Source organism: Paraburkholderia sp. GAS82 (genome assembly GCF_050436285.1).
Classification (GTDB): Bacteria; Pseudomonadota; Gammaproteobacteria; order Burkholderiales; family Burkholderiaceae; genus Paraburkholderia; species Paraburkholderia phenazinium_B.
The window spans coordinates 420,921-447,889 of the sequence record NZ_JBNDLX010000002.1 but is presented as its reverse complement, the minus strand read 5'-3'; the positions used below and the strand labels follow the sequence as shown (position 1 = coordinate 447,889).

Genomic DNA, 26,969 nt, shown 5'->3' with positions numbered 1-26,969 from the left:
ACGGCGAAAAGTATAACAATCTTTGCGAGACGGCGCAGTTTGAGGGCGCAATCGGCCAATCTTGCGGATGACAAGGCGGCGCGGCGGCAGGCCGCGCCAGACCGGTCAGATAAAGGCGACCGAGCGGTTGCGGCCCTGACGCTTGGCGCTGTAGAGCGCGGCGTCGGCCTCGTTGATCAGCACGTCATAGTTCGGCACGCCGACCCGCGCCGATGCACCGCCGACGCTCGCCGTCACCGGCACCTGGGCGCCCTGCACCTCGACCGGCTCGTCGCCAATCGTATGACGGATTTTCTCGGCCACCTGCATCGCGTCTTCGAGCGGCGTGCATGGCAGGAGCAACGCGAATTCCTCGCCGCCGAAGCGGCCGAACGTATCCTGCACTCGCACCACCTGCGCGACCCGTTGCGCCATCTCGCGCAGCACCGTGTCGCCAACACCGTGGCCGAACTGGTCGTTGATCTTCTTGAAGTGGTCCAGATCGAACAGCAGCAACGACATATCGCCGCCGTAGCGCTGCCAGCGCGTGTACTCGTCGCGCAGGCGCGCTTCGAAATAGCGACGGTTCGCGATGCCGGTCAGGCCGTCGCGGTCCGCGTACTCCTGCAGCTTGGCAACCGCCTCTTCGCGCTCGCGCTGCACGATGCTCACGTGCGTTACATCGGAGATGGTCACGCACACGGCCACCACCTCGCGGTCGCGCGTGAGCGGCATAAAGGTGCAGTCCTGCTGCATGAAATCGACGCCGCCGGTAATGGGCCGGTCGTGGTCGAACTTGAACAGATAGGGCCGCTGCTCCCATGAACTGAACGCGAAGCTGCCGAGCTGGAACACGCTCTCCAGCTTGCGGGTCAGCCACACGCGCGGCAATTCGGGAAAATTGGCGAAAATCGACTTGCCGACCACCTTCTCGGCCGATAAACCGCTGTGATCCTGCATGAAACGGTTCCACATCAGCACGTTCATATCGCGATCAAGCACGAAAATTCCGAAACCGACGCGTTCGACAACGAGATCGCTTAGCGAAGCGGAGACATTCATAGACTGGACAGCAACGCGTCGAGCGCGTCATTCATGTGCACGATGGACTCTTCGGCCATCAGCATGACAAGGTGGGCGCGGAAACTCTGGTCTTCGAGCGCGAAGTTGACTTCGACCAGCAACGCGACTTCCCAGCCGAGCAAACCGGGCTGAAACACGTCCTCGAGCGACATCGACTCGCCGAGCAGACCCGGCGCCGAAAATACCGGCGTGCGGCCAAGCTGCTCAAGGATGCACGAAACGCAAGCGCCGATCAGCACATTGGCGACGTCGAAGATTACTTCCTGCTGGCTGACGGCCTCGTAGGCCGAACGCGGATACGGGTCGTTCACCAGCGCGCACAGCTGGTCGATGCTGCCGCTGCGGCAAATGACCAGGGCCTCGCCCTTGATGTCGGAGCGGAAACCCTGGCGCACGGCGCTCACGGTCTCCTGAATGCCGGTCATCTTGCGCAGCGCCGCAGCCGCGTCGCTTACCTCGACCACCTGCACGCGCGGCACGGACAGCTCGATAAACGTATCGAGCAGGCGTGCGAGCCGCGTCGCGGCCTGGCCCATCGCAAGGTTCGCAACTTCCTGCAGCGCGTCGCGCCGATCTTCGTTGAGGACTGGCTCACTCATACAACCCGTACTCCTTGAGGATGGGTAGTACTGCCTCGGGAGTGACGGGCTTGGCGATGAAGGCAATGGCGCCCAGGCTGCGCACGCGCGCCTGGGCCATCGGCTGCACATCGGCCGACACGACGATCACGAACGTGTTCAGGTCCTCATGCTGCAGCGCCTCCAACACCTGATAGCCGGTCATGTCCGGCATCGTCAGGTCGAGGAACATCACGGACGCCTTGCCTTCGCGATACAGCGAGAGCGCTTCGCGCCCATTGGATGCGTAGCTGACGTCCACATCCCACTGCGGCGGCAGCGCCTTTGTGAGCACCTTGCGGGCAAGCAACGAATCGTCGGCGATCACAATGGGCAATGACATGGCGGGAGGGTGAAAACGGAATGGGCTCGGTCGGATTAACGGCCTGGATCAAAGTTTCTTTAGCGGCCCGGACACAGACCGGCCGAAGCATGCCTCGACGCGAGCGGGACTACCAATTGCGTGAATGACGAACAGCAAGGGACGGCACACGCAGTTGCGCGTGCGATGGGAACGATGCGGATGCGCGCGTGCGCACGCGGGACGATAGCGATGACCGGCATGTTCGAGCCTACCCCAAAGGTGGTTCTGCGCGGCCGAATGGATGAAGGCGTACCCCAGCCTGTCGCGCGCGTTTCCGCGAACTCCCTCCGTCACGCTAGCAATGCGTTCTCGGGCTGGCCCTCGCGGCAAAGACGTCCGAGCATGGCGGACGCACTTTTTATCGTGGCAGGATTCTTAAATTATTCCAGCGAAAAGGCAACTCGCCAATATGGATTTAACGAACAGAAATCACTCACCATATGACAGTTTGTGGGTTTTATATATCCTCAAACGCAAGCTATGACCCGTTTATGCTTTTGTGTACGTTTGCGCTTCTGGATTCTTCGCTGTTTGGAGAAAAAACTTTCGCATCATTCCCGAGGTCTATTGTTACCGGTTTCGACAATCCTTCCCGGCAAATTCCGGGTTCTCGTATGATGGTAGGCGTAAGGTTTTCCGTCCCAGACGACAGTAGCGGTATTAAAGATGACATCCGACCGGTCCGACCCGCGCGACGCGAGTCGCCTCTCCGCTGAACGCGAAGACGAGGCGCTGTTCCCGGTCGTCCCGGAGCAGAATTTCCACGTCCGGCGCATGACGCTGATCGCCCTGCTGATCGCGGCGATCGTGCTACCGTGCGTCTACGTGGCGGCCATGGCCGTCAGCGATCTGCACGCCCGTGAAGCCGACGCGACCGATCTGACGGTGCACACGGTGCGCGTCGGAGAAGAACACGCGCTGAAAGTGTTCGACATGAACGAAGCGCTCGACGCGCGCGTCGTCGATCTGGTGCAGGGCCTCGACGACAACGGTATTCGCGCGGACGAAGCGCAGATCCATGACAAGCTACGCACCATGGGCGGCGGTTACCCCCAGGTCGCAGCGGTGTCGATTTTCGGCGAGGACGGCTCGCTCCTCGCGAGCAGCCGGTTCAATCCGCCCCCAGCCGTGTCGATCGCTAACCGCGACGACTTCACCGGCATTCGCGACGGCAAGGTGCTCGAACACGTCTCGAAGGATATGGTCGGCCAGGTTGCCGGCGAAAATGTATTCAACACGGGCGTCGCGCGGCGCAACGCTGACGGCGGCTTCGCCGGGGTGGTCTCGGTCGCCTTGCGGCCGGGCTACTTCATCGCCTTCTATCAGGAACTGCTCGGCGGCACCAATACGCCGATGACCATGAGCCTGACCCGCGCCGACGGCTCGGTTCTCGCCCATTACCCGCCGGCGCCTGGCCAGCCGGCCATGATCACGCCCCACACGCAGCTCAGCCAGGCCTTGGCTCAAGGCAGCCACGCCGGGGTGGTCCGGCTGCACTCGGTGTTCGCCAACGACAACCTGATCGTGGCGTACCGGCGCGTCGGCGCTTATCCGGTCTACGTGTCGTGCGGCTACCGCACGTCGGCGATCTGGGCGGCCTGGTACCGCCATCTGAGTGTCCTGATCCTGTCGATGTTCACGCCATCCATCGTGCTGTGGTGCGTGATCTGGTTATCGCTGCGGCGTCTCGGTGCGGAAGAGGAAGCGTGGGAGCGCTGGCAGGCCGAGGCTTCGATGCGGCGCTCGATCGAATCCGCCTACCGGCAGTCGCGCAAGATGGAAGCACTCGGCAATCTGGTGGGCAGCGTTGCGCACGACTTCAACAACCTGCTGATGATCGTCTCGGCGAATGTGCAGATCGCGCGGCGGCGCGGCGCGCCGGGGCTCGATCGCGAGCTCTCCGCCATCGAGCGGGCGCTCAAGAGCGGTCAGTCGCTCACGCGCCAGTTGCTCGGCGTGGCGCGCAAGCAGCCGTTGCGCAACGAGACGCTCGCCGTCGAGCGCTGGCTGCCGGCCTGTCGCGAATTGCTGCGCGCGTCGCTGGGCGCAAAAGTTTCGCTCGTGATGGACATCGGCACCGACGTCTGGCCGATGCGCGTGGACGTCGCAGAACTCGAACTGGCGCTGATCAATCTCGCCGTCAACGCGCGCGACGCCATGCCCAACGGCGGCCGCTTCACCGTCCGGGCAGCCAACATTACCTTCCGTCATGAAGACGGCTTTCCGCTGACGGGCGATTTCGTGCAACTCTCGCTCGAAGATACCGGTGTCGGCATGCCGCCGGACGTACTCGCCCGGGCCTTTGAGCCGCTCTTCACGACCAAGCCGAAAGGCATGGGCACCGGCTTGGGCTTGCCGCAGGTGTTCGCATTTTGCGAGCGCTCGGGCGGCCTCGCCGCGATCGACAGCGCGATCGGCGCGGGCACCTCGGTGCGGCTGTACCTGCCGCGTGCCGCGGCGCTGCCGGAGGTCGAACGTCCCGTCGAGCCGAACGTCGAAGACACGGGCACGCCGCAAGGCTTGCGCATCCTGCTGGTCGAAGACAACGACGAGGTCGCCGCCGGCACCGAAGCCTTGCTGCAGATGATGGGCCACCAGGTCACCTGCGTGTTCAACGCGGATACCGCGCTGCGCCTGTTCGACGAAGCGCACGCCAGGCAGAAGCGCACCGGCGATCCGCTGCCGTTCGACCTGGTGATCTCCGACATCCATATGCCCGGTACGACGAACGGTATCGACCTGGCCGAAGCAGTTCAGGCCTTCGAAACCCGCCTGCCGGTCATTCTCGTGACCGGCTATGCGGAAGAACTCGACCGCGCACGACATGTCGACGTTCGGGTACTGTCCAAACCGTTCGATATCGCCCTCCTCGACAAGCTGCTGCAGGATATCCAGCACGATCTGGCACAGAACAGTGCGCATTCCGCGAATTGACCGTGCCATGGCGGGTTTCGACGCTGGGTACGCCGGACTTTGAATTTTCGGCAGCGCAGCACGCACGGCCCGAATTACCAGTTGTTGTAAAAGAAGCGCCTTGCCAGCCTGCCGGCCACCGCCTCTAACTCTCTAACCCACGTGGCACATGGCTGTGCAGACGCGCCGCCTGACGCTGCGTGAGGGTCCGGCACGATCGTTGCGCGTCTCGACCAGTAGAAGGCTCCGCGCTATCGCGGCGGCCGTCAGTAAAACGTCGGGAGACAACCATGCGACATACCGTGATTGGTTTATTCGGCACTTACGCCCAGGCGGAGAGCGCGCGCGACACGCTCGTGCAAACGGGTTTCGCCTATAACGCCATCGAGTTGCAGGCCAACCCGGTGCCCTCTGCGACCGACGCAGTCGAAAACGCCGGCGTGCTGGCCAATATCGAGCGCTTCATCTCCAGCCTGTTTGCCAAGGAGCCGCGCGCGCCGGAGGCAGAGCGCTATACCGACGCCGTGCGCCGCGGTGCGGTGCTGGTTTGCGTCAACGCTGCCAGCGAGTCGCACGCGGAGCTCGCCAGCAGCACCCTGGCACGGCTGGGCGCCACCGACATCGGTGAGCGCCAACCGGGCTGGGACACAGAACGGGACGAACCGGCCGCCCGTCGGGAAAACTCGGTACTCGACGAACTCGGCATAGGCGGCGTCAATACGCCGCCCTCTGCGAGCGTCGCCCCGGGAGATCCACGGCGAGGCGTGCCGCCCGTGCCTGCCGACCCGCTAGTCGACGAGCCGTTGACGGCGCGGCCGCTCAGCGAAGCGGCCACGCTCAACACCATTGCCGCTGGCAGCGCGCCGGGGTTTGGCGCCGTATTCACGCCGGTGGATGTGGCGCCGGCCGCGCGACGCCCGGAACCCGTCGAAGGCGAGACGATTCCGGACGAGTTTCTCGAGTATGAAGAAGACTTCCGCAATCACTACGACGAGCAGTACGCGAGCGAGGAAGCTCGCTACGAGGACTACGTGCCCGCGTATCGCTACGGCGCGACGATTGCCCATGACGCGCGCTTTCGCGACCGCCCCTGGGACGACGTCGAGCCGGAAGCCCGGCGCCACTGGGAGACCACGTCACCGGCCGCGACCGATACGTGGGAACGGTTCAAGGCAGCGGTGCGGCATGGCTGGGATCGCGTGACGGGACACCATCACGTGTGACGCGTGAAGGCGCTTCGTGGGGGGTCGCGGTGGATAACCCTGCGGCCTCCAAAGTTATCCACAATTTCGCTGAATAACCTTGTGGATAAGTGGAGGTTTTGCCTTTGCAGTCAAGCACGTCTCCGGTCTGAGACGAATTAAGGCAAATGGCCGCTGCCGGAGCGCGGTGCGGTAGTGCGACGGAGCGGAAAAATGCCGCTATCGTCCGGTCATGCCGACAACCAGCAAGACGCCGGAATAGCGTCTGTTTTCTTTCGCCCGCGGTTACTCCGGTACGGCGATATCCCCATCCACAAGCTGCAAGCCGTACGTTTGCGCGTACAGTTCCGCAGCTTGTGCGTCTTCGAAAAACGGCATGTCCGCATGGCCCTGGAACGGGTAGATCGCCCGCCCATCGCTCAAACGTGTGACCTTAAGCGTCGGCACAGTCCCGCTCGACGTACGGCGCGACGATACCGCAACGTGATAATTCTCCCGGCCAGGGCGATCCGGCTGGTCCTGTAGCGGCTGGCGCCGGGCGGTGGTAGTGGAATAGGCCATCGGGACGCCGTTCACAACCCAACGATCGACTGGCCGGCAATCATGCCGTCGATGACCTGTTCCGCGTGACTTGCCGAGGCCATCCGCGCATCGCCCGTCGTGCCGAAGGGCGAGCGGCTTGGCACGCGAAATACGCGGCTCGTCGTCATCGTGTCGTCATTGCCGCGCCGGCAGATCTTCACCGCGGCATCGAAACCCGCATCGTAGTGACGCGTGCCGTTTGCTCCCCGAGGTTGATGCGGATAAACCAACGGATAAATCTCGAGTCCGCGGTAGCTTCTGATGATGTTGTTCATGGTAGTTGTCTCCCGTAAGTGTTTTGCCGGGTGGCGATCGCGGTATGGACGCCGCCTTTTGCGCGACTCACAACACACGACTGCGGTTTCTGCGGCAAACGGTTCTGCGACTGGCGCAGGGATGTCGATACGCGCAAACGAAGGTCGCCTCCGTTACGTTGGAGCAGCGGCCACGCGTAGTGACTTAAAGAGGGATCCTGATCGATCCGGGAAGCGCGATAAAGCGAAGACGTGAGGGGGTCGGCGCAAGCGCGCGAGAGACTAACAAGCGGTTGAGCCACTGTAGCACGTATGCACCCAAATGACGCGGTACATTTGAATGGTGGCGCACCGCGCGAGGATCGTTGCCTCGCGGCGAAAATGTTCGAGCGCCCCGTTCAAAGAAAAAACATTCAATATTGCCGATGCCGCCGTCATAAACGCGCGCTTTTACCGACTTATCTGGGTTTACGTCGCCGCTGCAGGCAAATCCATGCTGAACTTCCGTCTGCTACAGCAGAAGCGAGCGCGAAGATGAGCGCCACGCGCCATCTTCGATACCCCAAAATATCCACACATGAACACCATCGATCTTGCAGCGCGTCCGAACAGACGCGTTAAAGCGGCGCCGGGCCCGATTGGGGATCCAGTTGATGCTTGCCCGGGCGCCGTACGGCGGTGGGACCGGGCATGAGGCAAACGGCGGAGCGGGGTTTCGACGACCCGGTTTATCTGACGCAACTGCGGCGCGATCTGTTGCGCTTCGCCCGACTGCAGCTGCGCGATGCAGCCGCCGCCGAAGACGCAGTCCAGGAAGCGCTCGCCGCGGCGTGGTCGCAAGCGGATCGATTCGCCGCGCAATCGGAGCACAAGACGTGGGTGTTCGGGATCTTGCGGCACAAACTGGTCGACACCCTGCGCGCCCGCAAACGCACGGTGAACCTGTCAGCGCTCGACTCCGAACTCGACGACGAAGCGTTGCTCGACCGCGAGCTTTTCAAGGACAACGGCCACTGGTCGAAAGAGGCCAAACCGCGTCTATGGCCGACGCCCGAGACCGCGCTACGCCAGCAGCAATTCTGGCAGCTCTTCGAGATGTGCCTCGATCATCTGCCGGAACATATCGGCCGTGTGTTCATGATGCGCGAATTCCTCGATCTGGACACTGAAGAGATATGTAGTGAATTGCAGATAACCGCCAATCACTGCAGCGTCCTGATGTATCGCGCACGGCTACGGCTGCGCACCTGCCTGACCGAAAAGGGCCTTTCCGGAGAAGATGCGAATGGGGAAATGTAAGCACATCACGCGACTGCTATCCGACGCGCTCGATCGGCCATTGAGGGCCGGCGAGTGGATCGCGGTCGGCCTGCATCTTCCAATCTGCAGCGGCTGCCGCAACTACCGCAAACACATCAGTTTGCTGCGGACGGCGTCGCGCGAGTTAAGCGGGCTCGATGGAGCCGGTGAGGTCCATTCTGACGATTGACGCGCCGGCAAGCGACCGCAGCGGATTAGCGCTCGCCGGGCAGGATCGCGCGATACCGTTCGAGAAAGGCCGCGTGGCCGGCTTCGTTGATGTGTGCAGGATGCCGCTGCGCGCCTGCGGGATTTTTGGCGAGCATCGCGCGCGGACGGATGGGCCGGGGCTGGAAATTGCCGCCGCAATTCGGACACACGTTGCCGAGCGTGCCTAGCGCGCAATTTTCGCAGAAGGTGCACTCGTAACTGCAGATCATCGCGTCGGGCGCATTCGGCGGCAATGACTTGCCACATCCTTCACAGGACGGTCTCAGTTCCAGCATCGCATGCTCCCATGTTGAGAGAGAGAAAAAGGCGCGCTCGCAGCGCCCTTCGATACGAGACAGTGTAGGTGCTGCTGCAGGGCAGGCGAGGTGCCCATCCTGCGGCAGGCGGGTACCAAGGTACTGCCACGGCGTGTGGACGCGGTAGCGATCCGGCTTAGGTCAGGACACTCCACATCAAGAGCGTCAGCGCGAGTCCAACCACTGACACAATAGTCTGCAGGATCGACCAGACGAAAACGGTCTGCTTGAGTTTCAATCCGAAATATTCACGCACCATCCAGAAACCTGCGTCGTTCACGTGGCAGAAGAACACCGAACCCGCGCCAATAGCGAGCGCCAGCAGCGAATTGTGCGTCGGGCTGAGGCCGATGACGACCGGCGCGACGATACCGGCCGTCGTCGTCGTGGCGACGGTGGCCGAACCGGTGGCCTGGCGCAACGCGACGGCGATCAGCCAGGCGAGCAGGATTAAAGGCAGGTGCGCGCCGACCGCGATCTTGCCGATAGTCGTGCTGATGCCCGCGACCACGAGCGCCTGCTTGAGCCCTCCACCTGCGCCGATGGTCAGAAGCAGCGCCGCGATCGGCGGCAAGCTTTTGCGCAGGATGCCGCTCACGCGGTCGCGCGGCATGCCTCGCGACCAGCCGAGCGCCACGATGGCGAACAGCACCGTGAGCCCGAGGGCAATTAGCGGCTCGCCAAGGAAATTAAGCGCGTTAAAGAGGAACGTCTCCGGTTGCAGCGCGAGTTTCGCGACGGTGCGCCCCAACATCAAAATGACGGGCAACAGTATCGTGATCAGCGAAATGGCGAAGCTGGGCGGTTCGGCCGTATCGGTCTGCGCGGAGAACAGTTTGCCCATTTCCTCCGGCTCGGCCACGTCCATTCGCCCGGACAACCAGATGCCGTAGAGCGGTCCGGCCAAAATCACCGCCGGAATGGCGACGATCAGACCCAACCCAAGTGTCAGGCCGAGATCCGCGTGCAGGGCGCTGACGGCGATCAACGGACCCGGGTGCGGCGGCAGCAACGCGTGCAACGTGGTCATGCCGGCGAGGGCGGGAATTGCGATGCGCAGGATCGGCTGCTGGGAGCGCCGCGCCATCACGAAGATGATCGGCACCATCATCACCAGGCCCACTTCAAAAAACAGCGGCATCCCGATGATGATCGCCACCAGTGCCATCATCCACGGCAGTGAGCGCGGCGTGGAGTGCTTGAGGATGGTCGAGACGAGCCGGTCCGCTGCGCCGGACTCGGCCATCAACGCGCCGAGCATCGCCCCCAGCGCGATGATGATCCCCACATCTCCAAGCAGCGCGCCCGCTCCCTTGCTGAAAGCACCTGCCACCGCTTCGAGCGGCAGGCCGGCGGCAAACCCGGCAGCGAACGTGCCGACCAGTATCGACAGGAACGGTGCCAGTTTGAGCGCACTGATAAAAACGATGATCAGCGCAAGCCCTAGTACGCACGACAGGATCAGTTGGGTGTCGTGGGGCGACCACGGCGCGAGTGTTGTCGGTAAATGCACGATGTCCCTTTGTGTTGATTGACGCCTCCGCGGCCACGCGCGGATGACGGCGATTGTAGCGGGCGTCAGCAGTTCGGCGTAGCGGAGCCGGGCGTAAGTGGGGGATTCACACGAACAACGATTCGACGTTCTCGGGTGGCCGTCCGATGATCGCTCGACCATTGCGAACGACGATCGGACGCTGCATCAGGATGGGGTGTTTTTCAATCGCTTCGTATAACTGATCGTCGGAGAGGTCGGTGCGGTCAAGGTCGAGTTCTTCGTAGACGCTCTCGGAGTTACGCAGCATTTCGCGGACGGGGCAACCGAGCATTGCGTTCAGTGTTTTCAGTTGCGCGGAGGATAGCGGGTGCTTCAGATATTCCACGATCTCTATGGGCTCGCTTGCGACGTTGAGGCTGTTGGTGATCAGGTCGACTGCAGCTCGTGATTTGGAGCAGCGGGGGTTGTGATAGATCGTGATCATGGTGGTGTTTTGGTTGGATGCGGGCTGGCTGGAGAGCGGTGGCGATTTTAGCGTTGATTGTGAGGTGAAATTAAGGCTGTGGATGGGTGGGGTTGGCTGGCGGGGTAGGTGTAGATTCAATCGCGAAGTTTTGTTTATACGGTTTTTTTGCGAAATGTTGGTGGCTAGCTTAGTGGCCGTCGTGCGATGTTGGTTGGGCTCTGGGCCGCTTATGGGTGAGGTGTCGGGAATGCGACCCGTGGAAGGGCTCGTGGGTGGGTAAAGCCTCGCTGTTACGTAGCCGGGACGGTGTGACATTGACAGTGAGAGGTGTACTGCCCGAGCAATGGTCGAACGAGGCTGGGAGCACCTTACGTCCGCTGGGCGATTTACGCCTGCGACGGCAGCCCCCCGATTCTCGTAGCCGGTTGCGGTGGATCGCGTTTATGCGCATAAAGTCGGCGCCCGTCGCTCAATGGCCTCGGCCCCGCTGGCGAACGACCACACGCTCGGGTGAGCAGTTAGGGCATAGCGATTGTCCTGCGCTTTCACCCCGGCGAGGATGCGTCGCTCGACATGGCGATCGGACCGCATTCTTTGCGAACCGTGGTGTGCCTGCCGCCTGACTCACGCCTGAGGCCGTCGCCGTGACATCATGCGGCCGACCGGAACGGCCTGTTTGTGCGCATAAAGTCCATGCCCTGCGCGATCACCCCCTCCCCACCGGCAAGGAGCAGTAGGCCCAAGCCAGCCGCTAAGTCATAGCAATCTGCTCCCAGATATCACCGAGCGCGGAGGCAATCTTTCGCCGGCGCCTCCAACCGTTCCCGATATTGATCGAGCTGGGTCAGGACACGGCCCCACACGACTTCCCCAATCGACTTCCCCGATCACCGCCACGTAACCGCCACAGCACGACGTCATATTCACGCAAACGGACCTCGCAACTATCCGTCCTATTCCTGTTGCGACACGCTTCCACCACCCACTCGCCAATCAACCGGCCTCTTTATGCGCATAAACCTCGGCCGAATGGCTAACGCGTCACACGTTAACGACAAAACAGATTGAAATACAAATTCATCAAGGTAAAATCCATCAGCGTCTAAAAAGAGAGGTGAAGATTGGCAGCAGAAATCATCGCGGTAACTCAACAGAAGGGTGGAGTCGGGAAAAGCACAATCGCGATGCACCTCGGCGCTGCCTTCCATGAGAAAGGTAAGCGGGTCCTCGTCGTCGACGCTGACGGGCAAAACACTCTGGTCCACTGGACGAGCGCATCATCAGACAGTGAATCGGGCATCCCTTTTCCGGTCGTCAACCTCTCCGAGTTCGGTGGCCAGATCCACCGCGAGATCAAGAAGTTCGTCGGCGACTATGACATCATCGTCGTGGACTGCCCGCCATCCATCACCGAGAAAGTCTCCGGCGTCGTCCTGCTCGCCGCTACCGTAGCCATCATCCCGACCTCTTCGTCCCCGGCCGATTATTGGTCGAGCGTGGGACTGGTCAAGCTGATCCAGCAAGCCCAGTCAATGAACGAAGACCTGCGCGCAGTCTTTCTGCTCAACAAGACCGAAGAGAAGCGGATGCTGACCCGCGAACTCAAGCGTGCGCTGGAAGAACTAGGTTTTCCGCTGCTCAAGACCCAGATACCTACCCGCGAAGCCTATAAGCAGGCCATGGCGCTCGGGCAGACTGTGCTGCAGATGAATGACCGCGGCGCCAAGCTCGCGGCCGCCGAAGTACGTGCGTTCGCCGACGAGATCGCCGCCCTGCTCCCCTGAATTTATGCGCATAAAGGACACTGAATGAAACCCTCCCAATTCGCCAAAGGCTTTCAAGCACGTCCGGACACGACGACCAGCGAGAAGCGGACTGCCCTCGACCGCCTCAACGCCATTGATGGCCTGGTGCAAAATGCTCCGAAGGTGAGCAACATCGCGGGCCGATCGAGTCAGCCCGTCTCCGCACCGCCCGCTACCGAAGCCGAATTGGCGGAAACGCTGAATGAATCTGCCGCGTACCGTGCGTGGCGCGTCGAGAATGGATATCGTCCCGGGCAGGTGATTGAGATCGCGTTGAAGGCGATCAAGCCCAGTCCGTTCAATCCGCGCCACTTTTATCTGAAGACATCGATCGCCGAGTTGGCGGTCAATCTGGCAAAGCAGGGCCAGCAGCAGGCGATCCATGTGATCCCCGACTACGACAACCCGGGCACGTATTTCGTGAGCGATGGCGGACGACGGGTGCGTGCGCTCAAGGAAGCCAACAAGGAGTCGGTGAAGGCAATCGTCATCGATCTGCCGATCGGTCTCGAGAGCTACAAGCTCGGTTACGATCTCAACGTTCAGCGCGACTCGCAGACAGTGTTCGACAACGCGGTCGTCTGGAAGCGTTTTCTGGACGAAAAGTACTTCCAGAGTCAGAAGGAACTGGCCGAGCATCTGGGACTGGATGAGTCGACTGTCGCGGTGGCCTTGTCCATTGCCAAGTTGCCAGAGGTAGTGATGCAGGAAATGGTCGCAAGAACGGATCGCTTCGGATCGAACATGGCCTATCAGGTTGGCCGATACCACGGTGCTCGCGGCTCGGACGCCACGTTGCGTCTGATCAACAAGATCCTCTCTGATGATCTGAGCACGCGCCAGGTTGCCGACATCGTGAAAGGGCGAGCCAGCGCGCAGGAAAACACCAAACCGGCGGGACGACAACGCTACGCGCAGCGTCTTGAGATCAAGCTGGATGGCGTGTCGGTAGGAGATCTGAAGTCGTATGGAGACGACCGTATCGAACTCCGACTGAAGGGTCTGTCGAAGGAAAAGCGCGACGACATCCTAAGGCAGATCGAGCAGATGTTGCTGCCGAAGTAACCTGTTAGTGCGGCGTCGCAACGACGCCGCACTGGCAATTAGCAGCTAGCAGGCTTCACGCGGCGCGGGACTGGCTCAAGGTGAAAGCGAGCAGGTCGCCATCGGTTGGTTCACCCCAGGTCTTGCGGGCCAGCCAGTCGAAGAACGCGGTTTCAACAATCTTCGAGTCGAGTCCGCGACGGCGCCAGTCGTCGCGCATGTGTGAACCAAGACCCGGCAACTCGTCGTCCTCGAACGACCGGCGCGCAATTTCCCGCTCGTTTTCACCCTGTTCATCGTAGAGCGCCCGCGCCTCCTTGCGACGATAACCCGAGTATTCGCCAAGCAGGCGCGCCTTGAGATCGTCCGCCGGCGCTGCCACCGCCGCCTTGCCGGCGCTGCCCGACACCAGCGATTCGACTGGCGGCGCATAGCCTTTCTTCAATGCATCCTTGAAAAGCGCCGGCGCGCTCCGTACCGGTGGCAGCGAGGTACTGCGCATGCGCTGTTCCGTCATCTGCAACGCGGCGCGAATCCGGTTTTCCTCGCTATCCGCGTAAAGCGTCTGGGCTTCCTTGAGCGGAATTCCGATCTTGACCATGCGGTCGACGAGCGTACTGTCGAAGACGTTCGGATGTTCGTCGAGCGCCAGCATCGGCTGCTTACGCTCCGTCACGCGGAACTGGATCTCGGCGACGCGACGACCTTCCCGATGTTCGATCAGCTCGACAAAGATGTTGGTGACCGCGTTGACTTCGGCAATAGCCGGCCGCAGGTAGTCGCGCTTGAAGTACTTGTACTCGCGCTTTGCCTCGTCTCCCGCTTCGGTGTCGGGCGTGCCGGAGAGAATTGGGCGCCACCATTCCCACGACTCGCGCATCGTGAGGTGACTCGGATTGGTCAGATAGCGCACGCAGATCTCATATAGCGCCAAGCCCGCGCTACTTCGCAACTGGCTTTGGAACTGCAGACTCAACCGCGCGTACTGGACAGGGTCGAGCAGCTTTTTCTTGATCTTGGGTGCGAACGAGAATTCCACCCATACGCGCCGGGTAGTCGGATCTTCGAGAATTTCCGCGTCTGCGATTAGCGTCGAGATGCCCCATTTGCGGCCGGGCTTCTGACTGGAGGTGCCGGTGCTCCATTCCACCTGCACTGACACCATCCGCCGCAGGTGTTCTTTGACCAGCGCGGTATCGTTCGAGTCGAATGCCGAGTTGGCGACAATGTCCGAAAGCAAAGCGCGGTAGGTGTCGCCGGACTCGTCTGCCTGCTGGGCGACAGCAAGCAGAACATTGAACAGCTTTCGGGTGAGGAGGGTGATCTTCCCGCTCTTGGGCTGAATCGCGATCGCCTCGACGGCTTTGCGCAATTCGGCTGAGCTCGGGCTCACCACATCAGTCTTCTTCGCGCGCTTCGTCGTGGCCATGCGTCGGGTCGAGGAGGGATTTGGCGGAAGCATACCGGCTGTGGTGAAGCACGTCTATAGGGGCCATCTCACCATTCCCGGTGAAGTGAGTTTACGGATCGCGACTCACCTCGATTCACTCCTGAAAACCCTCACCTCTACTGTTTAAGGCCAGGTCGCGGGGTTCGTTGCTCGTCGCGGGCCAGGCAAAAGCCACCTGTTCCATGGTGCGTTGCGAAAGGGAGGGTTTCGCTCCCGTATCGGCTCACCATAAAAAAAGTCGTAAATTCACGACTTGATTCGCACTCCTGGGGGGGGGGGCGCCTGGTCCCAGGTTTTCATCCCGCCGGAAGAGTGGTCCGAGGGTGAAGTGCTCACATCGTGGCAAGCGCACCATAACCGGGCGGCGATATTAAGCACTCCCGCACGCGCCCGTCCACGGAAAGACTTGAGAGCGGCGCCAAGGCCGCCATCCGGCCGTGCATAGACGGCGCGCTCCCCGGCACTGTAAGCAGGACAGGCAGGACGCTCGATCGCACCGAAGCCCGCTGCTAGCCGGATCGAAGCAGCATCCAACGCCATCCCGCCAGATGCAGACGGGGTCGCCGCTCTTATGAACAGAACGGCGATGCCTCTGCGGACGCAATCATTTTCCAACCTCCCCCGAAAACCCTCACCTTAGCCCTCTCGTGAACCCGCGAAAACACGCGGCTTACAGCAAATCGCATAGGAGCAGGGCATCGAAACACTCCCGAAAGTCCTCACCTTTGAGCTTAATCACCCTTTGCCTTCAGCTCGATGGCTAGCGTGCACCAGCACCGTTTCAGGCTCCCGAAAAGTCTCACCCATCCCCGATATCGGTAAAAAACATAATACTTTCATACAGTTAGAGAAACTACGTCGAGTAACGCTTGAAATAATCGGGTCCCGCAAAACCTCACCTTAACGCTTCTGTCCGAACAACCGTTATCAGATTCCAGCATCGCAGCACTCTCCCGTAAAACCTCACCATCGACGAATCAAGGCGTTGCGATCCTCCTTCACCAATCAAGCTGTGTAGGCTTTTCCACGGAAGTAACCACAAACTTCCTCCCGAAAAACCTCACCTGGAGGGATTTTTCGCATCCGGATGAATCCCGAAAACACTCACCTTATGGCTTGGCGGTGAGTTTTCCGATCATCATCCAGCTCCCCTTGGCAGCCTCCCGTATAGGCTCACCTTGGCACCTCGAAGTCTCTCGCCCGGCTCTTTCGGCACCTCAAGGGCTCAAACATGTGGAGTAGCTCCCGCAAACCCTCACCGTAGGGTAATCAGTGCACAAAATTCGGGCATAAAAGCAGGCGATTCCCCGAAAAGCCTCACCTTGGATACGCGTTTTCTCCTGCGTTGTCTCACCGAGTGCTTCCGACGCCCCAAATCTGCGTCAAAAAGAGGGACAAAAAGCCCTCCCGAAAGCGCTCACCGCACCGAACTCGGGTCTGTGAGATCATTTTTACGTCCAGTGGGCCTGCACGGCCAGCCAGGTCCCGCAAAACCTCACCTATCATCAGATGCCGTCTTGTAAGCGTCTCCTGAAGCCGCTCACTCACTGTCCCGCAGGTCCTCACCCCGGTCCCTGAACCCCATCACCCGACCATCCCGCAACTCCTCACCCAGTCTCCCGTAAAGCTTCACCTGACTACCCGCAAACCCTTGCCTGGTAAGGCTCTGCCGTGGCGTTAACGTTTTTAATAAGGGTTCAAGGGTGTTTACTTTTATTACTCTCAAGAATTTCCACCCCGCGCGTCCTTCGGACAAACCGGAATCGCACACCCGCCCCGCATTCCGCTTCGTGAAACAGTCTCTGCATGACTTAAAAGGTAAAAAACTCTTTTCTATCCAATGGGTTATTGGCTATTCTTAGTTTTGTTTCACGGAAATTCCACCCAACGCAACTACGGCAGCGTTCACTTCCACCAAATCAGTCACCGATCAGCAAGAATGCATCGCACCCCGATAAACTTGTAGCAAATGCTACGTAAATTGTTATGATTCATCGAAATCGGGCAACCTCGAGGTGTAAATGAATCTGGACGAAGAGCGTCAGGCGATCCGCCGGGAGCTGGAATCGATGCGTGAGAGCGGCGCACGCCGGCAAGAATTATCGCTTCATGCCTGCAAGCGTCTGTTTTTTGATCTGGGCATTCGGCCGTCCATGGCAGCGGTCCGGGATCTGACCCAAACCGGAAGTGCCAGCGATATCCCCAAAGACATTGATAGCTTCTGGGAACGGATTCGCGGTGCATCCCGTGTTCGAATCGGTGCTGGAACTATCCCGAAAGCACTTGAAGATCGCGCGGGTGAATTACTCGGAGCGTTATTCGAGGAAGCCATCGAACACGCGCGCTCGACCCTCGACGGCGAACGCGAGGACATCCAGGCACAGATTGCCGCCGCGGAACGCGAAACGAGAGAGGCTGAGATCCGCCGGCAGGCATCGGAAGATGCGATTCGTCGAAGTGACGCACGTGCTGATGCCGCCTGGGAACGGGTTCGGATGCTCGAAGCGGAGCTGGCCACGGCCAATACCCACGGCAGTGTTCATCAGGACAGTTTGCAGGCAAGCGTCCAGCGTCTCGACGCCGAAAACGAGGCTCTCCGCAAACGTCTCGAAACGGAGCAGTCCACCAACGCCGCGCTGCGCGACCGCATCGATACATTGCATATCGAACTGCGTCAAAGCACCGAGCATTACGCGCAACAGATCAAGGACGCCGTGGCCGAGGCCGAGCGCCGCGTCAAGCCCATGCTTGTTGAGCTCGATTCGTTACGTAGCATGGCGGCGACCTACCAGTCCGGCGTTCGCGATGCCAGCCGGAAAGAATTCGAGTTTATCCAGCAAATCGCTGCGGCAAAAGCGCGAGGCGACCGGCTGGACGCTCAACTGCGCGAACAGTCCGACGAGCTCGATGCGCTGACGGGTGAAATTGCACTGCTACGCGCGCAGCAAGGCGTAGATCCGGAAGTCGCCGCCCTGTTGTGCACGCTTGCCAATACCGGCCGCTTGAGTGCCGATGACCTCGCGACGATCGGCACGGTTGCCGACGGTCATGTCACGCTTCCGTTGCGTTGTCCAAAATGCGAGGAAGGTGAACCCGAGCTCTCTGAAGTCGATCACCGGTTCGAACTTCAGTGTCCCGAGTGTGAGCACTCGTCGGGGCTCGGACATTCACGGCTCGAGGCCGTCACGCGGTTTTTAGCCGTTAGGCCGGTGAGTTCCGTAGCGTAACCGCACTCACTTCACCTCGTGGTCATCTCGGCATCCGGCGAAAGGTGAGGTAATTCGGGACCGGAAAGGTGAGCCTTTCCGGGCTGATTTTCACACTGTTAACCAGTCGAAGGCCCGCCACGCGGACTTGTCCTTCCAGAGGGCCCGGTGGAATCTGCCTCGTCGGAGGTCGGAATTTTCTGCTGATCCGACCATGCCTTCCATGCCCGATGAAGTCGAGCCGCGGAAACCGGCTGCATAAATCCTAACCACTCACCCACCAGATCCGGCGCGACGCCCGTCTCAAACAGATCGGCGGCGAAGGTATTGCGTAAGGTCTGTGGACTTGCCCGCGATTCGCGCGACTCGGCGAAGCCGGCAGCGTCGATCAATGCATCGATAGAACGCAGCATCGTTGCCTTGTGCATTGGCCGTCCAGAGGGAGACGCCGGAAATACGAGATTGCCGGCGAGTTCACACAGGCGCCGCTCCGCGAGCCATGCGTCGAGCGCAGCGATAGCAAATGGCGATAACCGTGTGCGCCGGGTCATCATTGGATTGGGTGACTCGACTATGACCCAAGGCGACCCCGCTACAACGCAACTAACCGTAAGCGTTCGGGCTTCACCGGTTTTCAATCCTCCACCAAGAAACACAGCAATCAACGCCCGATCGCGACGTTCCCTCCAACGCTGAGCCGCAGTGAGGTCGGTCACCGGCGAGAACAGATGTGCGATCAGTAGTGCTCGCTCGTGGGTAGTGAGAAAACCCGTGGGCTCGTTGTCGCGTGCATTGCGCCAGGCGGCCTCGCCGTCCTGCGCGATAAATCGCGCGGGGTTCGTTGAAGCGGATTCGATCTCACGAACGTGGTCGAGCACCCGTTCGATCAAACGTAAATACCGTACACGCTGCGGTTTTCGGATTGCCAGTCCGGCAACAAAGTCGGCAATGGTTTTTCCGTCGACGGTGATCAGATTGGCATGCCTAACTTTTAGCCAGTCAAGAAAGAGTCCCCACTGTGCCTGGTACACCTCGGCCGAAGATCGACGAAAGTGCTGTTTGGCGAGCCATGCGTCGAAGGCGATGCGAGGATCGCGACGCCAGTCTTCGCGTTCCTGGTCAAAGAGATCGGTAGCTGGGATGTCTCGGTCGGCGGAGCCGGGCGAGTGGGGAGAGGCCATGAAATGATCTACTGTTAGTTGCGTATCATTGTAGGTCAGTCTACTCCAGACCGAAAACAAACGTGTCTAACAGATAAACCAAGGCGGACCCACCCGGTCCTTGGGACTCACCCACCCCACGCCCGTGCGCGGCGAGGCGCGCCGCGAGTGGGCGCCGCTTGCGCGGCCCTGCGATAGGCCTCTTCATATACACATACCGCAAACGCGAACACGGCTGGCAAAGCGTTCGACGCGCCGAAATCCACAGGCTCGTCAGTTTCCGGATAAGGAAGCGCAGAAGGACGCTGGAACAACCCAAGCATCAGCGCGTCGTGCCGGCCGGCGAAACCAAGGTCAGCGAGCGCTTCCGCCTCGATGGCGTGCAGTAGCCGCCAGGTTAACGGTACTTGCTGGACGATATACCGAGCAGCGACGCTGCGGACGATGTGTTCAAGATCGCGCGCCGCGGCCTGGAAACGCAGCGCAGCCAGGCCTTGGTCGGCATGATGAGATGTGAGTTCGTTCATTTCGGCTCCGGTCAGTCTGCGTATACTGTACAAATATACAGTACCCAAAGCAACCTCGGCCGAACGGCCAAGTACTCAAGCGCGTGTGTTCATTCCGCCCGCATATCAGGACTGGAGGAGGTACAGCGCGGCCGTGCCCGCCGACTATCCATGAATCACCACGAGTAAAGCCTTCGCCTCGCTTTTCCCGGCATTGCGGATAGCGTGCGGTTCGTCTGCGACGTAGCGTGCCGTATCTGCCGCCTTTAACCGCCTGGTGGTACCGGCAGCCTCGATCTCGATCGACCCATGCAGCACAGTCAAATGTTCGCGCGTGCCCGGTTCATGCGCATTCGAGACCAGCGCTCCGCCAGCCTGCAGCGTCAACTCGTACCACTCGAACTTGCCCGCCAGCTCGATCGGCCCCCACACGCGCAACTGATATTTAGCGTCGTGCCCGCTCAACGTCGGAATTTCGTGCGGACCCGAAACGGCGATCGCCTCGGGCGCCTTCTGCGGCGCGAACAGCGAATCGAGACTGACGCCCAAAGCGTTGGTTAGCCGCCATGCCACCGCGATGGTGGGATTGGCCTTGTCACGCTCGATTTCCGACAACATCGACTTCGACACGCCGGCCGCGCGCGACAGGTCATCGAGCGTCATGCGGCGTTCGCTTCGCAGCCGCTGGATCTGTTCGCCTACCCGCGGCGGTGCCGCGACAGTTTGGGCTAAAGTGGGTGCAGCGCCGGTTGCTGCGCGCCGGGTTCCCGAACTTGCCATTTTTTGACCTATCGTTTAAAGTTGTTCGACATACCGAACTTAAGTTCGGAAAATCGAAATTGTTCGATAAAACCATTATCCGACTATAGCAGGCCGCCACAGTGCCGAACATCACGGCCACGCGGTCCACCGCCCCTACAGGAGCCCGATGTATGCGTGAACCCTACCTCGCCCATTTGCGCAGCACGCTCGAGCAGATCCGTTCCGACGGTTTTTACAAGACTGAGCGCGTAATCGCCAGCCCGCAATCGGCTGACGTGCGGCTCGCAAACGGCACCGACGTCCTGAACTTCTGCGCAAATAACTATCTAGGTCTTGCCGACGATGCGCGCCTGATCGAAGCCGCCAAAGATGGACTCGATCGCGATGGTTTCGGCATGGCGTCGGTACGTTTTATTTGTGGCACGCAGACCGTTCACAAGGAACTGGAGCAGGCGCTCGCCGCGTTCCTGCAAACTGACGACTGCATTCTCTACTCGAGCTGTTTCGATGCAAACGGTGGACTGTTCGAAACGTTGCTCGACGAATCGGATGCGATCATTAGCGACGAGTTGAATCACGCCAGTATCATCGACGGTGTGCGGCTGTCGAAGGCCAAGCGCTTTCGCTACAAGAACAACGATCTCGCCGATCTGGAAGCAAAGCTGAAAGAAGCCGATGCCGCCGGCGCGCGCTTCAAGCTGATCGCGACGGATGGCGTGTTCTCGATGGACGGCATCATCGCCAACCTCGCCGGCATCTGCGATCTGGCCGACCGTTACGGCGCGCTGGTGATGGTGGACGATTCGCATGCGGTTGGATTCATTGGCGAACACGGCCGCGGCACACCGGAGCATTGCGGCGTGCTGTCGCGCGTCGACATCATCACGGGCACACTCGGCAAGGCACTGGGCGGCGCATCGGGTGGCTATGTGGCGGCACGCAAGGAGATCGTCGAACTGTTGCGGCAACGCTCGCGCCCCTATCTGTTTTCCAACACGCTCACGCCAAGTATCGCTGCCGCTTCGCTCAAGGTGCTTGAACTGCTCGCGAGCGCGGAAGGCACCGAACTGCGTGATCGCGTGCGGGCGAACGGCGCGCATTTCCGCAGCAAGATGAGCGCACTCGGCTTCACGCTGGTTCCGGGCGAACATCCGATCATCCCGGTGATGCTCGGCGACGCGCAACTTGCCTCACGCATGGCAGATGAACTGCTGAAAGAAGGCGTATACGTGATCGGCTTTTCGTTCCCGGTGGTGCCGAAGGGCCGCGCGCGCATTCGCACGCAGATGAGCGCCGCGCACACGTCCGAACAGATTGACCGCGCCGTGGATGCATTTGCACGCGTCGGCCGTTCGCTCGGCATCATCTGACTAGGAGGCGCATATGAAAGCACTCGCAAAACTCGAACGCGCTCCCGGCCTGACGATGACGGATGTGCCCAAGCCCGAAGTCGGCCATAACGACGTGATGATCCGCATCAAGCGCACGGCCATCTGCGGTACGGATATTCACATCTGGAAGTGGGACGACTGGGCGCAAAAGACGATCCCCGTGCCGATGCACGTCGGTCACGAGTATGTCGGCGAGATCGTCGAAATGGGCCAGGAAGTCCGCGGCTTTGCGATCGGCGATCGCGTTTCGGGCGAAGGCCATATCACCTGCGGTTTCTGCCGTAACTGTCGCGCGGGACGCCGGCATCTGTGCCGCAATACCGTTGGCGTGGGTGTGAATCGCGAAGGCGCATTCGCGGAGTATCTGGTGATTCCGGCATTCAATGCCTTCAAGATTCCGCCGGAAATCTCCGATGACCTCGCCGCGATCTTCGATCCGTTCGGCAACGCGACGCATACAGCGCTGTCGTTCAACCTGGTTGGTGAAGACGTGCTGATCACGGGTGCAGGTCCGATCGGCATCATGGCGGTGGCGATTGCGAAACACGTCGGTGCGCGCAACGTCGTGATTACCGACGTCAACGATTACCGTCTCGAACTCGCTCGCAAGATGGGCGCGACACGTGCGGTGAACGTCTCGCGCGAATCGCTGCGCGACGTGATGGCCGATCTGCACATGACCGAAGGCTTCGACGTCGGCCTCGAAATGTCAGGTGTGCCAAGTGCATTCACCAGCATGCTCGAAGCCATGAATCACGGCGGCAAGGTTGCGTTGCTCGGCATTCCTCCTGCGCAGACGGCGATCGACTGGAACCAGGTGATCTTCAAGGGTCTGGAAATCAAGGGCATCTACGGCCGCGAGATGTTCGAGACCTGGTACAAGATGGTCGCGATGCTGCAAAGCGGGCTGGACCTGTCACCGATCCTTACGCACCACTTCCCTGTCAGCGATTATCAGCGCGCCTTTGCCACGATGCTCTCGGGAGAGAGCGGCAAGGTGATTCTAGACTGGACCGTGTGACTTCTACTGCACCACGCCGCACCGCACCGCGCGGCGCCCCTCAGGCGCCCGCGGCCGGCCGGACGAATTCCGCCTGAATCCGCACGTGTACGTCGTCGCCCACGGCCGGATACCACGTCGCTAGCCCGAACTTCGACCGGTTGAACGTGCCCTCGGCGGAAAAGCCGAGCGTGTCCTGTTTGGTGAGTGGATCCGGGCCGAAGCCGTTGAACACCACATCGAGCGTCACCGGTTGCGTCGCTCCATGGATTGTCAGATTGCCGGTGAGCTTGCCGCGCGCGTCGCCGGTCCGCTCAAAACCGGTGCTGACGAAGTGGATCTGCGGATACTGTGTCACGTCGAGCACGCTGTCGCTTTTGACCTGCTTGTCGAGTAGCGGCACGTTGGTGTCGAGGCTGGCAGCGTCGATGTTCACGTCCACCGAACTCTTGTCGAGGCCGCCCGCGTTCCAGTCAAGCTGGGCGGTGGCGCGGTCGAACCGCATCGTGAAGCGCGAATACTTCAGATGCTCGACATCGAACGTGACGCTCCAGTGATGCGGGTCGAGCGTGTACTGGCCGGTCGGCACACTCGCTTCGGTCTGCGTGACCGAGTGCGTGACGACCTGCAACGGCGTACACGCGGCGGCCGTAGCGATCGCCGCAATCGACAACGCGCGCACCAAAGCTGCGCGAACAGCGTCCTTCTTCATCGTTTTGCTCCCTGATTCGGCCCACGCCAGGATAACGCAAACCGTACGCCCACGCCCAAGCGTTCATTCGTTCATCGACCGGGCGCTTACGGTGCACTTTCAGGTTAACGCTGCCGACGGCAGAAAAATTCCCAGGGGCGAATTTTTCTTGACGAAGGAGAATGATCGTTCTACCCTTCGTCCATGGCTACTTCAACTGAACCGCTCATCTCCGGCAGCGCACGTGAACGCCTGCTCGACGCTACAGAGGCGCTGATCTACGCCGGCGGTATCCACGCAACCGGAGTGGACGCGATCGTCCGGCAGTCCGGCACGGCTCGCAAAAGCTTCTACACGCACTTTGGATCGAAGGATGCGCTGGTCGCCGCAGCGCTCGAGCGACGCGACGAACGCTGGATGAACTGGTTTATCCAGGGCACGTTGCGCCATGGAGAGAGCACGCGCACGCGTCTGCTCGGCATGTTCGACGTATTGCGCGAGTGGTTCGCCTCGGCGGATTTCCACGGTTGCGCGTTTCTGAATGCGGCGGGCGAAATCGCCGGTGCGGAGGATCCAATCCGCGTCGTCGCGCGCGAGCACAAAGAACGCCTGCTGGTCTTCGTGCGAACGCAGTGCGACGAATACATGGCCGAGCGCAACGTCGCAGACAGTGATCAAGCGGCACGCCTCGCGCGTCAGTGGCTGATCCTGATAGACGGCGCCATTGGCGTGGCGCTGGTGAGCGGCGAACCCGACGCGGCATTGGATGCACGCGCGGCCGCAGAACACTTGCTCAACGCGATAAACGCGCCGAGCGTGCAGAACCCGGAATCCACCCACGCACGACCGCCTGCCCGACGTGCGCCCACCTGACCTTTGGAGCAATCACCATGGCTGACCCAATCGAACCCCGTCCCCCTGTGCCGCCTTTCACGCGCGAAACCGCGATCCAGAAAGTGCGTGGTGCCGAAGATGGCTGGAATACCCGCGACCCGGAACGCGTATCGCTGGCTTACACGCCGCAGAGCGTGTGGCGCAATCGCGCCGAATTCGTGACGGGCCGCGCGGAGATTGTCGGACTGCTGCGCCGCAAATGGACGCGGGAGCTCGACTATCGCCTGATCAAAGAGTTGTGGGCTTTCACGGACAATCGCATCGCCGTGCGTTTTGCGTACGAGTGGCACGACGACGCCGGCAACTGGTTTCGCTCATACGGCAACGAAAACTGGGAGTTCGATGAGCACGGCCTGATGGCGCGTCGCCACGCGAGCATCAACGATCTGCCGATTCGCGAAGCGGACCGTCTCTACCATTGGCCGCTGGGACGCCGTCCAGACGATCATCCGGGACTCTCGGACCTGGGGCTGTGAGCGCGAGCGAGCGACACTTCAGACAAAGGCCGCATGAGCACGCGGCCCGCTACTCAAAGGTGAGCGCCTGAGGGCGTTCACCGATCTGCCACTGCTTTCCGCTATTGTGCTGACTGGGCGCGGCTGCGCAGGCTGCGTGCCCATCTTTCCGAGCGTCGCCTCAACACTGACCGTACGGGTTGAGGTACAGTGCGCGACGGACGGCCAACCCGATAATTACCAGCACATTCAATACGCCGGCGCTCGACCGGTGGCGGAGAAGATATGCATTTGCGGCAGACCAGCAACAACATCCGGCGCTCGCTCGTGGCGCTCGTCGCCAGTTTTGCGGTGGCATCCACCGCTCACGCGGCGGACTGGTGCGGTGGTGGAGTATGGTTTGACGCGATGCTCGGTTCGTATCACATCGATCCTGATCCCGGCACCCACTTCAACGAGTTCAATCCCGGCCTTGGCGTCGAGTGCTGGTTCAACGGCGAATGGGGGGTAACGGCAGGTGGCTTTCGCAACTCGCTGCGGCGCCCTTCGTACTATGGCGGCGGCCTGTGGGCGCCGGAGTTTGCGCATTGGGGCTTCGTCAGACTCGCGGTGATCGGCGGCATTATCTCGGGCTACAACTATGGCAACTGGGGTTTGGGCCGCAATCACACGGTTGGTCCGGTGGCGGCGCCGATCGTAATGTTCGACTACAAGCGGGTAGGGGCGAACCTGATTTTTATCCCACCGATTCCATCCGATCAATTGCCGTTCACCATTGGGTTTCAGGTGAAGTACAAGTTTTGAGGCGGGTTTGCGGAACGATCGAGTTTCGACGTCGCCGTGTTGGACAAAGCCACGATAGGTGTGCCATCCCGTATAACCTCACCACTCCCTGCTATCTCCTGGAACTCCTCACCATCCTGTAAGTCCTCACCTTGAAATCTCGCTGTGAGCGTCCAGGCCACAGCAAAGGAGATTGCGAACAGGTGTGTGGTTGAGGAGAACGAATGCCTACACCGCGGTACTCCGCCTCGCCGAGCGCTGCGGTATCAACGCAATACACACCACGATAAAAGCCAGCAGAATCCCGGACGCATAGAGCCGGCTAATGTGAAGGCCACCCTCCGCTACAGGCTTATCGAGGAAGTCCCCCAACGTTGCGCCTAGCGGCCGTGTCAAGATAAACGCGGCCCAGAAGAGCGCGGTCCGGGACACACGCGTCCAGCAATATAAGCCCATCACGATGACCAGTCCCGCGCCGAAGAGCATGGCTCCGTATTCGTATCCGATACCGAGACCACCGCGGTCTTCACCTGCTACCCAGTCCCCAAGCGCCGTTCCGAGTGTCTGCGAGAACAGGATCGTGATCCAGTAAAACCACTCCGCCTTGCCCGTAACGATGCTCTCGACCGAGACTGTTCCCTCCGATCGATACCATATCGCCAGACTGGCAATCAGCAATATCACGACGATTGTGGTGCCCCCTGGATAGCCGACCCCGAGCGAGCGATCGGCGAAGTCCGCCATGGTCGTGCCGAGCGTCGTCGTAGCGACGATGGTTGCCCAGTACAGGAAGCGACGAAATTCCTGCGCCTTTACCTGCGCACAAACGAGGCCAATGAACAGGACGAGGAAGATTGCCGAGCCGATCAGGTAGCCAAGATTCAGGGACATCGACACCCAGTCGCCGCCGGTTTCTCCCAGCGTGGTGGCCGCGACCTTGATCACCCAGAAGCCCAAAGTCACTTCGGGAACCTTGCTGACAGCGTGCCTCGCAAAACTCACAGCGTCCGGTTTCATCGCGCATTCCTCCGTTGAACGTGG

26 protein-coding genes are annotated in these 26,969 nt (G+C 60.7%); 12 read left to right on the top strand and 14 right to left on the bottom strand.

The features are described 5' to 3' along the window. Window positions 1-105: 105 nt before the first annotated feature. The 3 genes from P3T17_RS08355 to P3T17_RS08345 are packed head-to-tail and all read right to left on the bottom strand — an operon-like array spanning window position 106 to window position 2,022. Window positions 106-1,041, bottom strand: a complete 936-nt coding sequence (locus P3T17_RS08355) for a sensor domain-containing diguanylate cyclase (RefSeq protein ID WP_074266918.1) — start codon at window positions 1,039-1,041, stop codon at window positions 106-108. Continuing rightward, complete coding sequence (locus tag P3T17_RS08350) at window positions 1,038-1,661, bottom strand: chemotaxis protein CheC (protein ID WP_074266917.1); 624 nt, start codon at window positions 1,659-1,661, stop codon at window positions 1,038-1,040. Before P3T17_RS08350 ends, P3T17_RS08355 begins: the two co-directional genes overlap by 4 nt. Then, complete coding sequence (locus P3T17_RS08345; protein ID WP_074266916.1) at window positions 1,654-2,022, bottom strand: response regulator; 369 nt, start codon at window positions 2,020-2,022, stop codon at window positions 1,654-1,656. The genes P3T17_RS08350 and P3T17_RS08345 overlap by 8 nt, the downstream gene beginning before the upstream one ends. Window positions 2,023-2,709: 687 nt before the next feature. On the opposite strand from P3T17_RS08345, the gene P3T17_RS08340 reads away from it, so the two are divergent. Continuing rightward, window positions 2,710-4,977 carry an ATP-binding protein gene (locus P3T17_RS08340; RefSeq protein WP_429405987.1) on the top strand — a complete coding sequence of 756 codons (2,268 nt, stop codon included), beginning with the start codon at window positions 2,710-2,712 and terminating at the stop codon, window positions 4,975-4,977. 269 nt (window positions 4,978-5,246) lie between these two features. Next, window positions 5,247-6,179 (top strand): hypothetical protein, encoded by a 933-nt coding sequence (locus P3T17_RS08335; RefSeq protein ID WP_429405986.1) that lies wholly within the window; start codon window positions 5,247-5,249, stop codon window positions 6,177-6,179. A 264-nt stretch (window positions 6,180-6,443) separates the two neighbouring features. On the opposite strand, the gene P3T17_RS08330 is transcribed toward P3T17_RS08335, so the two are convergent. Beyond that, entirely contained in the window at window positions 6,444-6,719 is a 276-nt protein-coding gene (locus P3T17_RS08330) for a DUF6723 family protein (protein WP_074266913.1), read from the bottom strand. An 11-nt stretch (window positions 6,720-6,730) separates the two neighbouring features. Next, window positions 6,731-7,015, bottom strand: a complete 285-nt coding sequence (locus P3T17_RS08325; protein ID WP_429405984.1) for a hypothetical protein — start codon at window positions 7,013-7,015, stop codon at window positions 6,731-6,733. Window positions 7,016-7,684: 669 nt separating this feature from the next. Here P3T17_RS08325 and P3T17_RS08320 point away from each other — a divergent pair. Continuing rightward, entirely contained in the window at window positions 7,685-8,293 is a 609-nt protein-coding gene (locus tag P3T17_RS08320) for an RNA polymerase factor sigma-70 (protein WP_429405983.1), read from the top strand. Beyond that, window positions 8,274-8,483 carry a zf-HC2 domain-containing protein gene (locus P3T17_RS08315; protein ID WP_429405982.1) on the top strand — a complete coding sequence of 70 codons (210 nt, stop codon included), beginning with the start codon at window positions 8,274-8,276 and terminating at the stop codon, window positions 8,481-8,483. The genes P3T17_RS08320 and P3T17_RS08315 overlap by 20 nt, the downstream gene beginning before the upstream one ends. Window positions 8,484-8,508: 25 nt before the next feature. Here the strand turns inward: P3T17_RS08315 and P3T17_RS08310 are convergent, their stop codons facing one another. The 3 genes from P3T17_RS08310 to arsC form a co-directional block, all read right to left on the bottom strand. After that, complete coding sequence (locus P3T17_RS08310) at window positions 8,509-8,799, bottom strand: DUF1272 domain-containing protein (protein ID WP_429405980.1); 291 nt, start codon at window positions 8,797-8,799, stop codon at window positions 8,509-8,511. 157 nt (window positions 8,800-8,956) lie between these two features. After that, window positions 8,957-10,333 (bottom strand): gluconate:H+ symporter, encoded by a 1,377-nt coding sequence (locus P3T17_RS08305; protein WP_074266908.1) that lies wholly within the window; start codon window positions 10,331-10,333, stop codon window positions 8,957-8,959. 106 nt (window positions 10,334-10,439) lie between these two features. Then, on the bottom strand, window positions 10,440-10,799 hold the full coding sequence (gene arsC / locus P3T17_RS08300; RefSeq protein WP_429405978.1) for an arsenate reductase (glutaredoxin): 360 nt from the start codon (window positions 10,797-10,799) through the stop codon (window positions 10,440-10,442). Between the two features lie 1,103 nt (window positions 10,800-11,902). Between arsC and parA the strand changes: the two genes are divergently transcribed. After that, window positions 11,903-12,565, top strand: coding sequence for a ParA family partition ATPase (gene parA / locus P3T17_RS08295; protein ID WP_074266906.1), 663 nt, complete (start codon window positions 11,903-11,905; stop codon window positions 12,563-12,565). A 24-nt stretch (window positions 12,566-12,589) separates the two neighbouring features. After that, on the top strand, window positions 12,590-13,651 hold the full coding sequence (locus tag P3T17_RS08290; RefSeq protein WP_074266905.1) for a ParB/RepB/Spo0J family partition protein: 1,062 nt from the start codon (window positions 12,590-12,592) through the stop codon (window positions 13,649-13,651). Between the two features lie 55 nt (window positions 13,652-13,706). Here the strand turns inward: P3T17_RS08290 and P3T17_RS08285 are convergent, their stop codons facing one another. Next, window positions 13,707-15,092: a replication initiation protein gene (locus tag P3T17_RS08285; protein ID WP_367946968.1), complete on the bottom strand. Its 1,386-nt coding sequence runs from the start codon at window positions 15,090-15,092 to the stop codon at window positions 13,707-13,709. Between the two features lie 2,009 nt (window positions 15,093-17,101). Between P3T17_RS08285 and P3T17_RS08280 the strand changes: the two genes are divergently transcribed. After that, the gene (locus tag P3T17_RS08280; RefSeq protein ID WP_429405975.1) at window positions 17,102-18,307 is read left to right on the top strand and encodes a DNA-binding protein; all 1,206 of its coding nucleotides are present in this window, start codon (window positions 17,102-17,104) and stop codon (window positions 18,305-18,307) included. A gap of 98 nt (window positions 18,308-18,405) precedes the next feature. On the opposite strand, the gene P3T17_RS08275 is transcribed toward P3T17_RS08280, so the two are convergent. The 3 genes from P3T17_RS08275 to P3T17_RS08265 form a co-directional block, all read right to left on the bottom strand. Continuing rightward, window positions 18,406-19,467, bottom strand: a complete 1,062-nt coding sequence (locus P3T17_RS08275; RefSeq protein ID WP_429406466.1) for a tyrosine-type recombinase/integrase — start codon at window positions 19,465-19,467, stop codon at window positions 18,406-18,408. A 107-nt stretch (window positions 19,468-19,574) separates the two neighbouring features. Beyond that, entirely contained in the window at window positions 19,575-19,973 is a 399-nt protein-coding gene (locus P3T17_RS08270; protein ID WP_429287427.1) for a DUF2471 family protein, read from the bottom strand. A 144-nt stretch (window positions 19,974-20,117) separates the two neighbouring features. Then, complete coding sequence (locus P3T17_RS08265) at window positions 20,118-20,732, bottom strand: helix-turn-helix domain-containing protein (protein ID WP_074266899.1); 615 nt, start codon at window positions 20,730-20,732, stop codon at window positions 20,118-20,120. 152 nt (window positions 20,733-20,884) lie between these two features. Here P3T17_RS08265 and P3T17_RS08260 point away from each other — a divergent pair, with 152 nt between their 5' ends. Further along, window positions 20,885-22,084 carry a glycine C-acetyltransferase gene (locus tag P3T17_RS08260; RefSeq protein WP_429405973.1) on the top strand — a complete coding sequence of 400 codons (1,200 nt, stop codon included), beginning with the start codon at window positions 20,885-20,887 and terminating at the stop codon, window positions 22,082-22,084. A 13-nt stretch (window positions 22,085-22,097) separates the two neighbouring features. After that, window positions 22,098-23,126 carry an L-threonine 3-dehydrogenase gene (gene tdh / locus P3T17_RS08255; protein WP_429287429.1) on the top strand — a complete coding sequence of 343 codons (1,029 nt, stop codon included), beginning with the start codon at window positions 22,098-22,100 and terminating at the stop codon, window positions 23,124-23,126. 40 nt (window positions 23,127-23,166) lie between these two features. Here tdh and P3T17_RS08250 read toward each other — a convergent pair whose 3' ends face one another. Then, the gene (locus P3T17_RS08250; protein ID WP_429405972.1) at window positions 23,167-23,817 is read right to left on the bottom strand and encodes a YceI family protein; all 651 of its coding nucleotides are present in this window, start codon (window positions 23,815-23,817) and stop codon (window positions 23,167-23,169) included. A 183-nt stretch (window positions 23,818-24,000) separates the two neighbouring features. On the opposite strand from P3T17_RS08250, the gene P3T17_RS08245 reads away from it, so the two are divergent. The 3 genes from P3T17_RS08245 to P3T17_RS08235 all read left to right on the top strand — a co-directional run bounded on the left by P3T17_RS08245 (window position 24,001) and on the right by P3T17_RS08235 (window position 25,949). Further along, window positions 24,001-24,669 (top strand): TetR/AcrR family transcriptional regulator, encoded by a 669-nt coding sequence (locus P3T17_RS08245; protein ID WP_429405970.1) that lies wholly within the window; start codon window positions 24,001-24,003, stop codon window positions 24,667-24,669. A gap of 17 nt (window positions 24,670-24,686) precedes the next feature. After that, the gene (locus P3T17_RS08240; RefSeq protein WP_429405969.1) at window positions 24,687-25,166 is read left to right on the top strand and encodes a DUF1348 family protein; all 480 of its coding nucleotides are present in this window, start codon (window positions 24,687-24,689) and stop codon (window positions 25,164-25,166) included. 264 nt (window positions 25,167-25,430) lie between these two features. After that, a complete protein-coding gene (locus P3T17_RS08235; protein ID WP_074266893.1) occupies window positions 25,431-25,949 on the top strand; it encodes a hypothetical protein in 519 nt (172 codons plus the stop codon). A 207-nt stretch (window positions 25,950-26,156) separates the two neighbouring features. Here P3T17_RS08235 and P3T17_RS08230 read toward each other — a convergent pair whose 3' ends face one another. Then, window positions 26,157-26,945, bottom strand: coding sequence for a COG4705 family protein (locus P3T17_RS08230; protein WP_429405968.1), 789 nt, complete (start codon window positions 26,943-26,945; stop codon window positions 26,157-26,159). Window positions 26,946-26,969 lie beyond the last annotated feature (24 nt).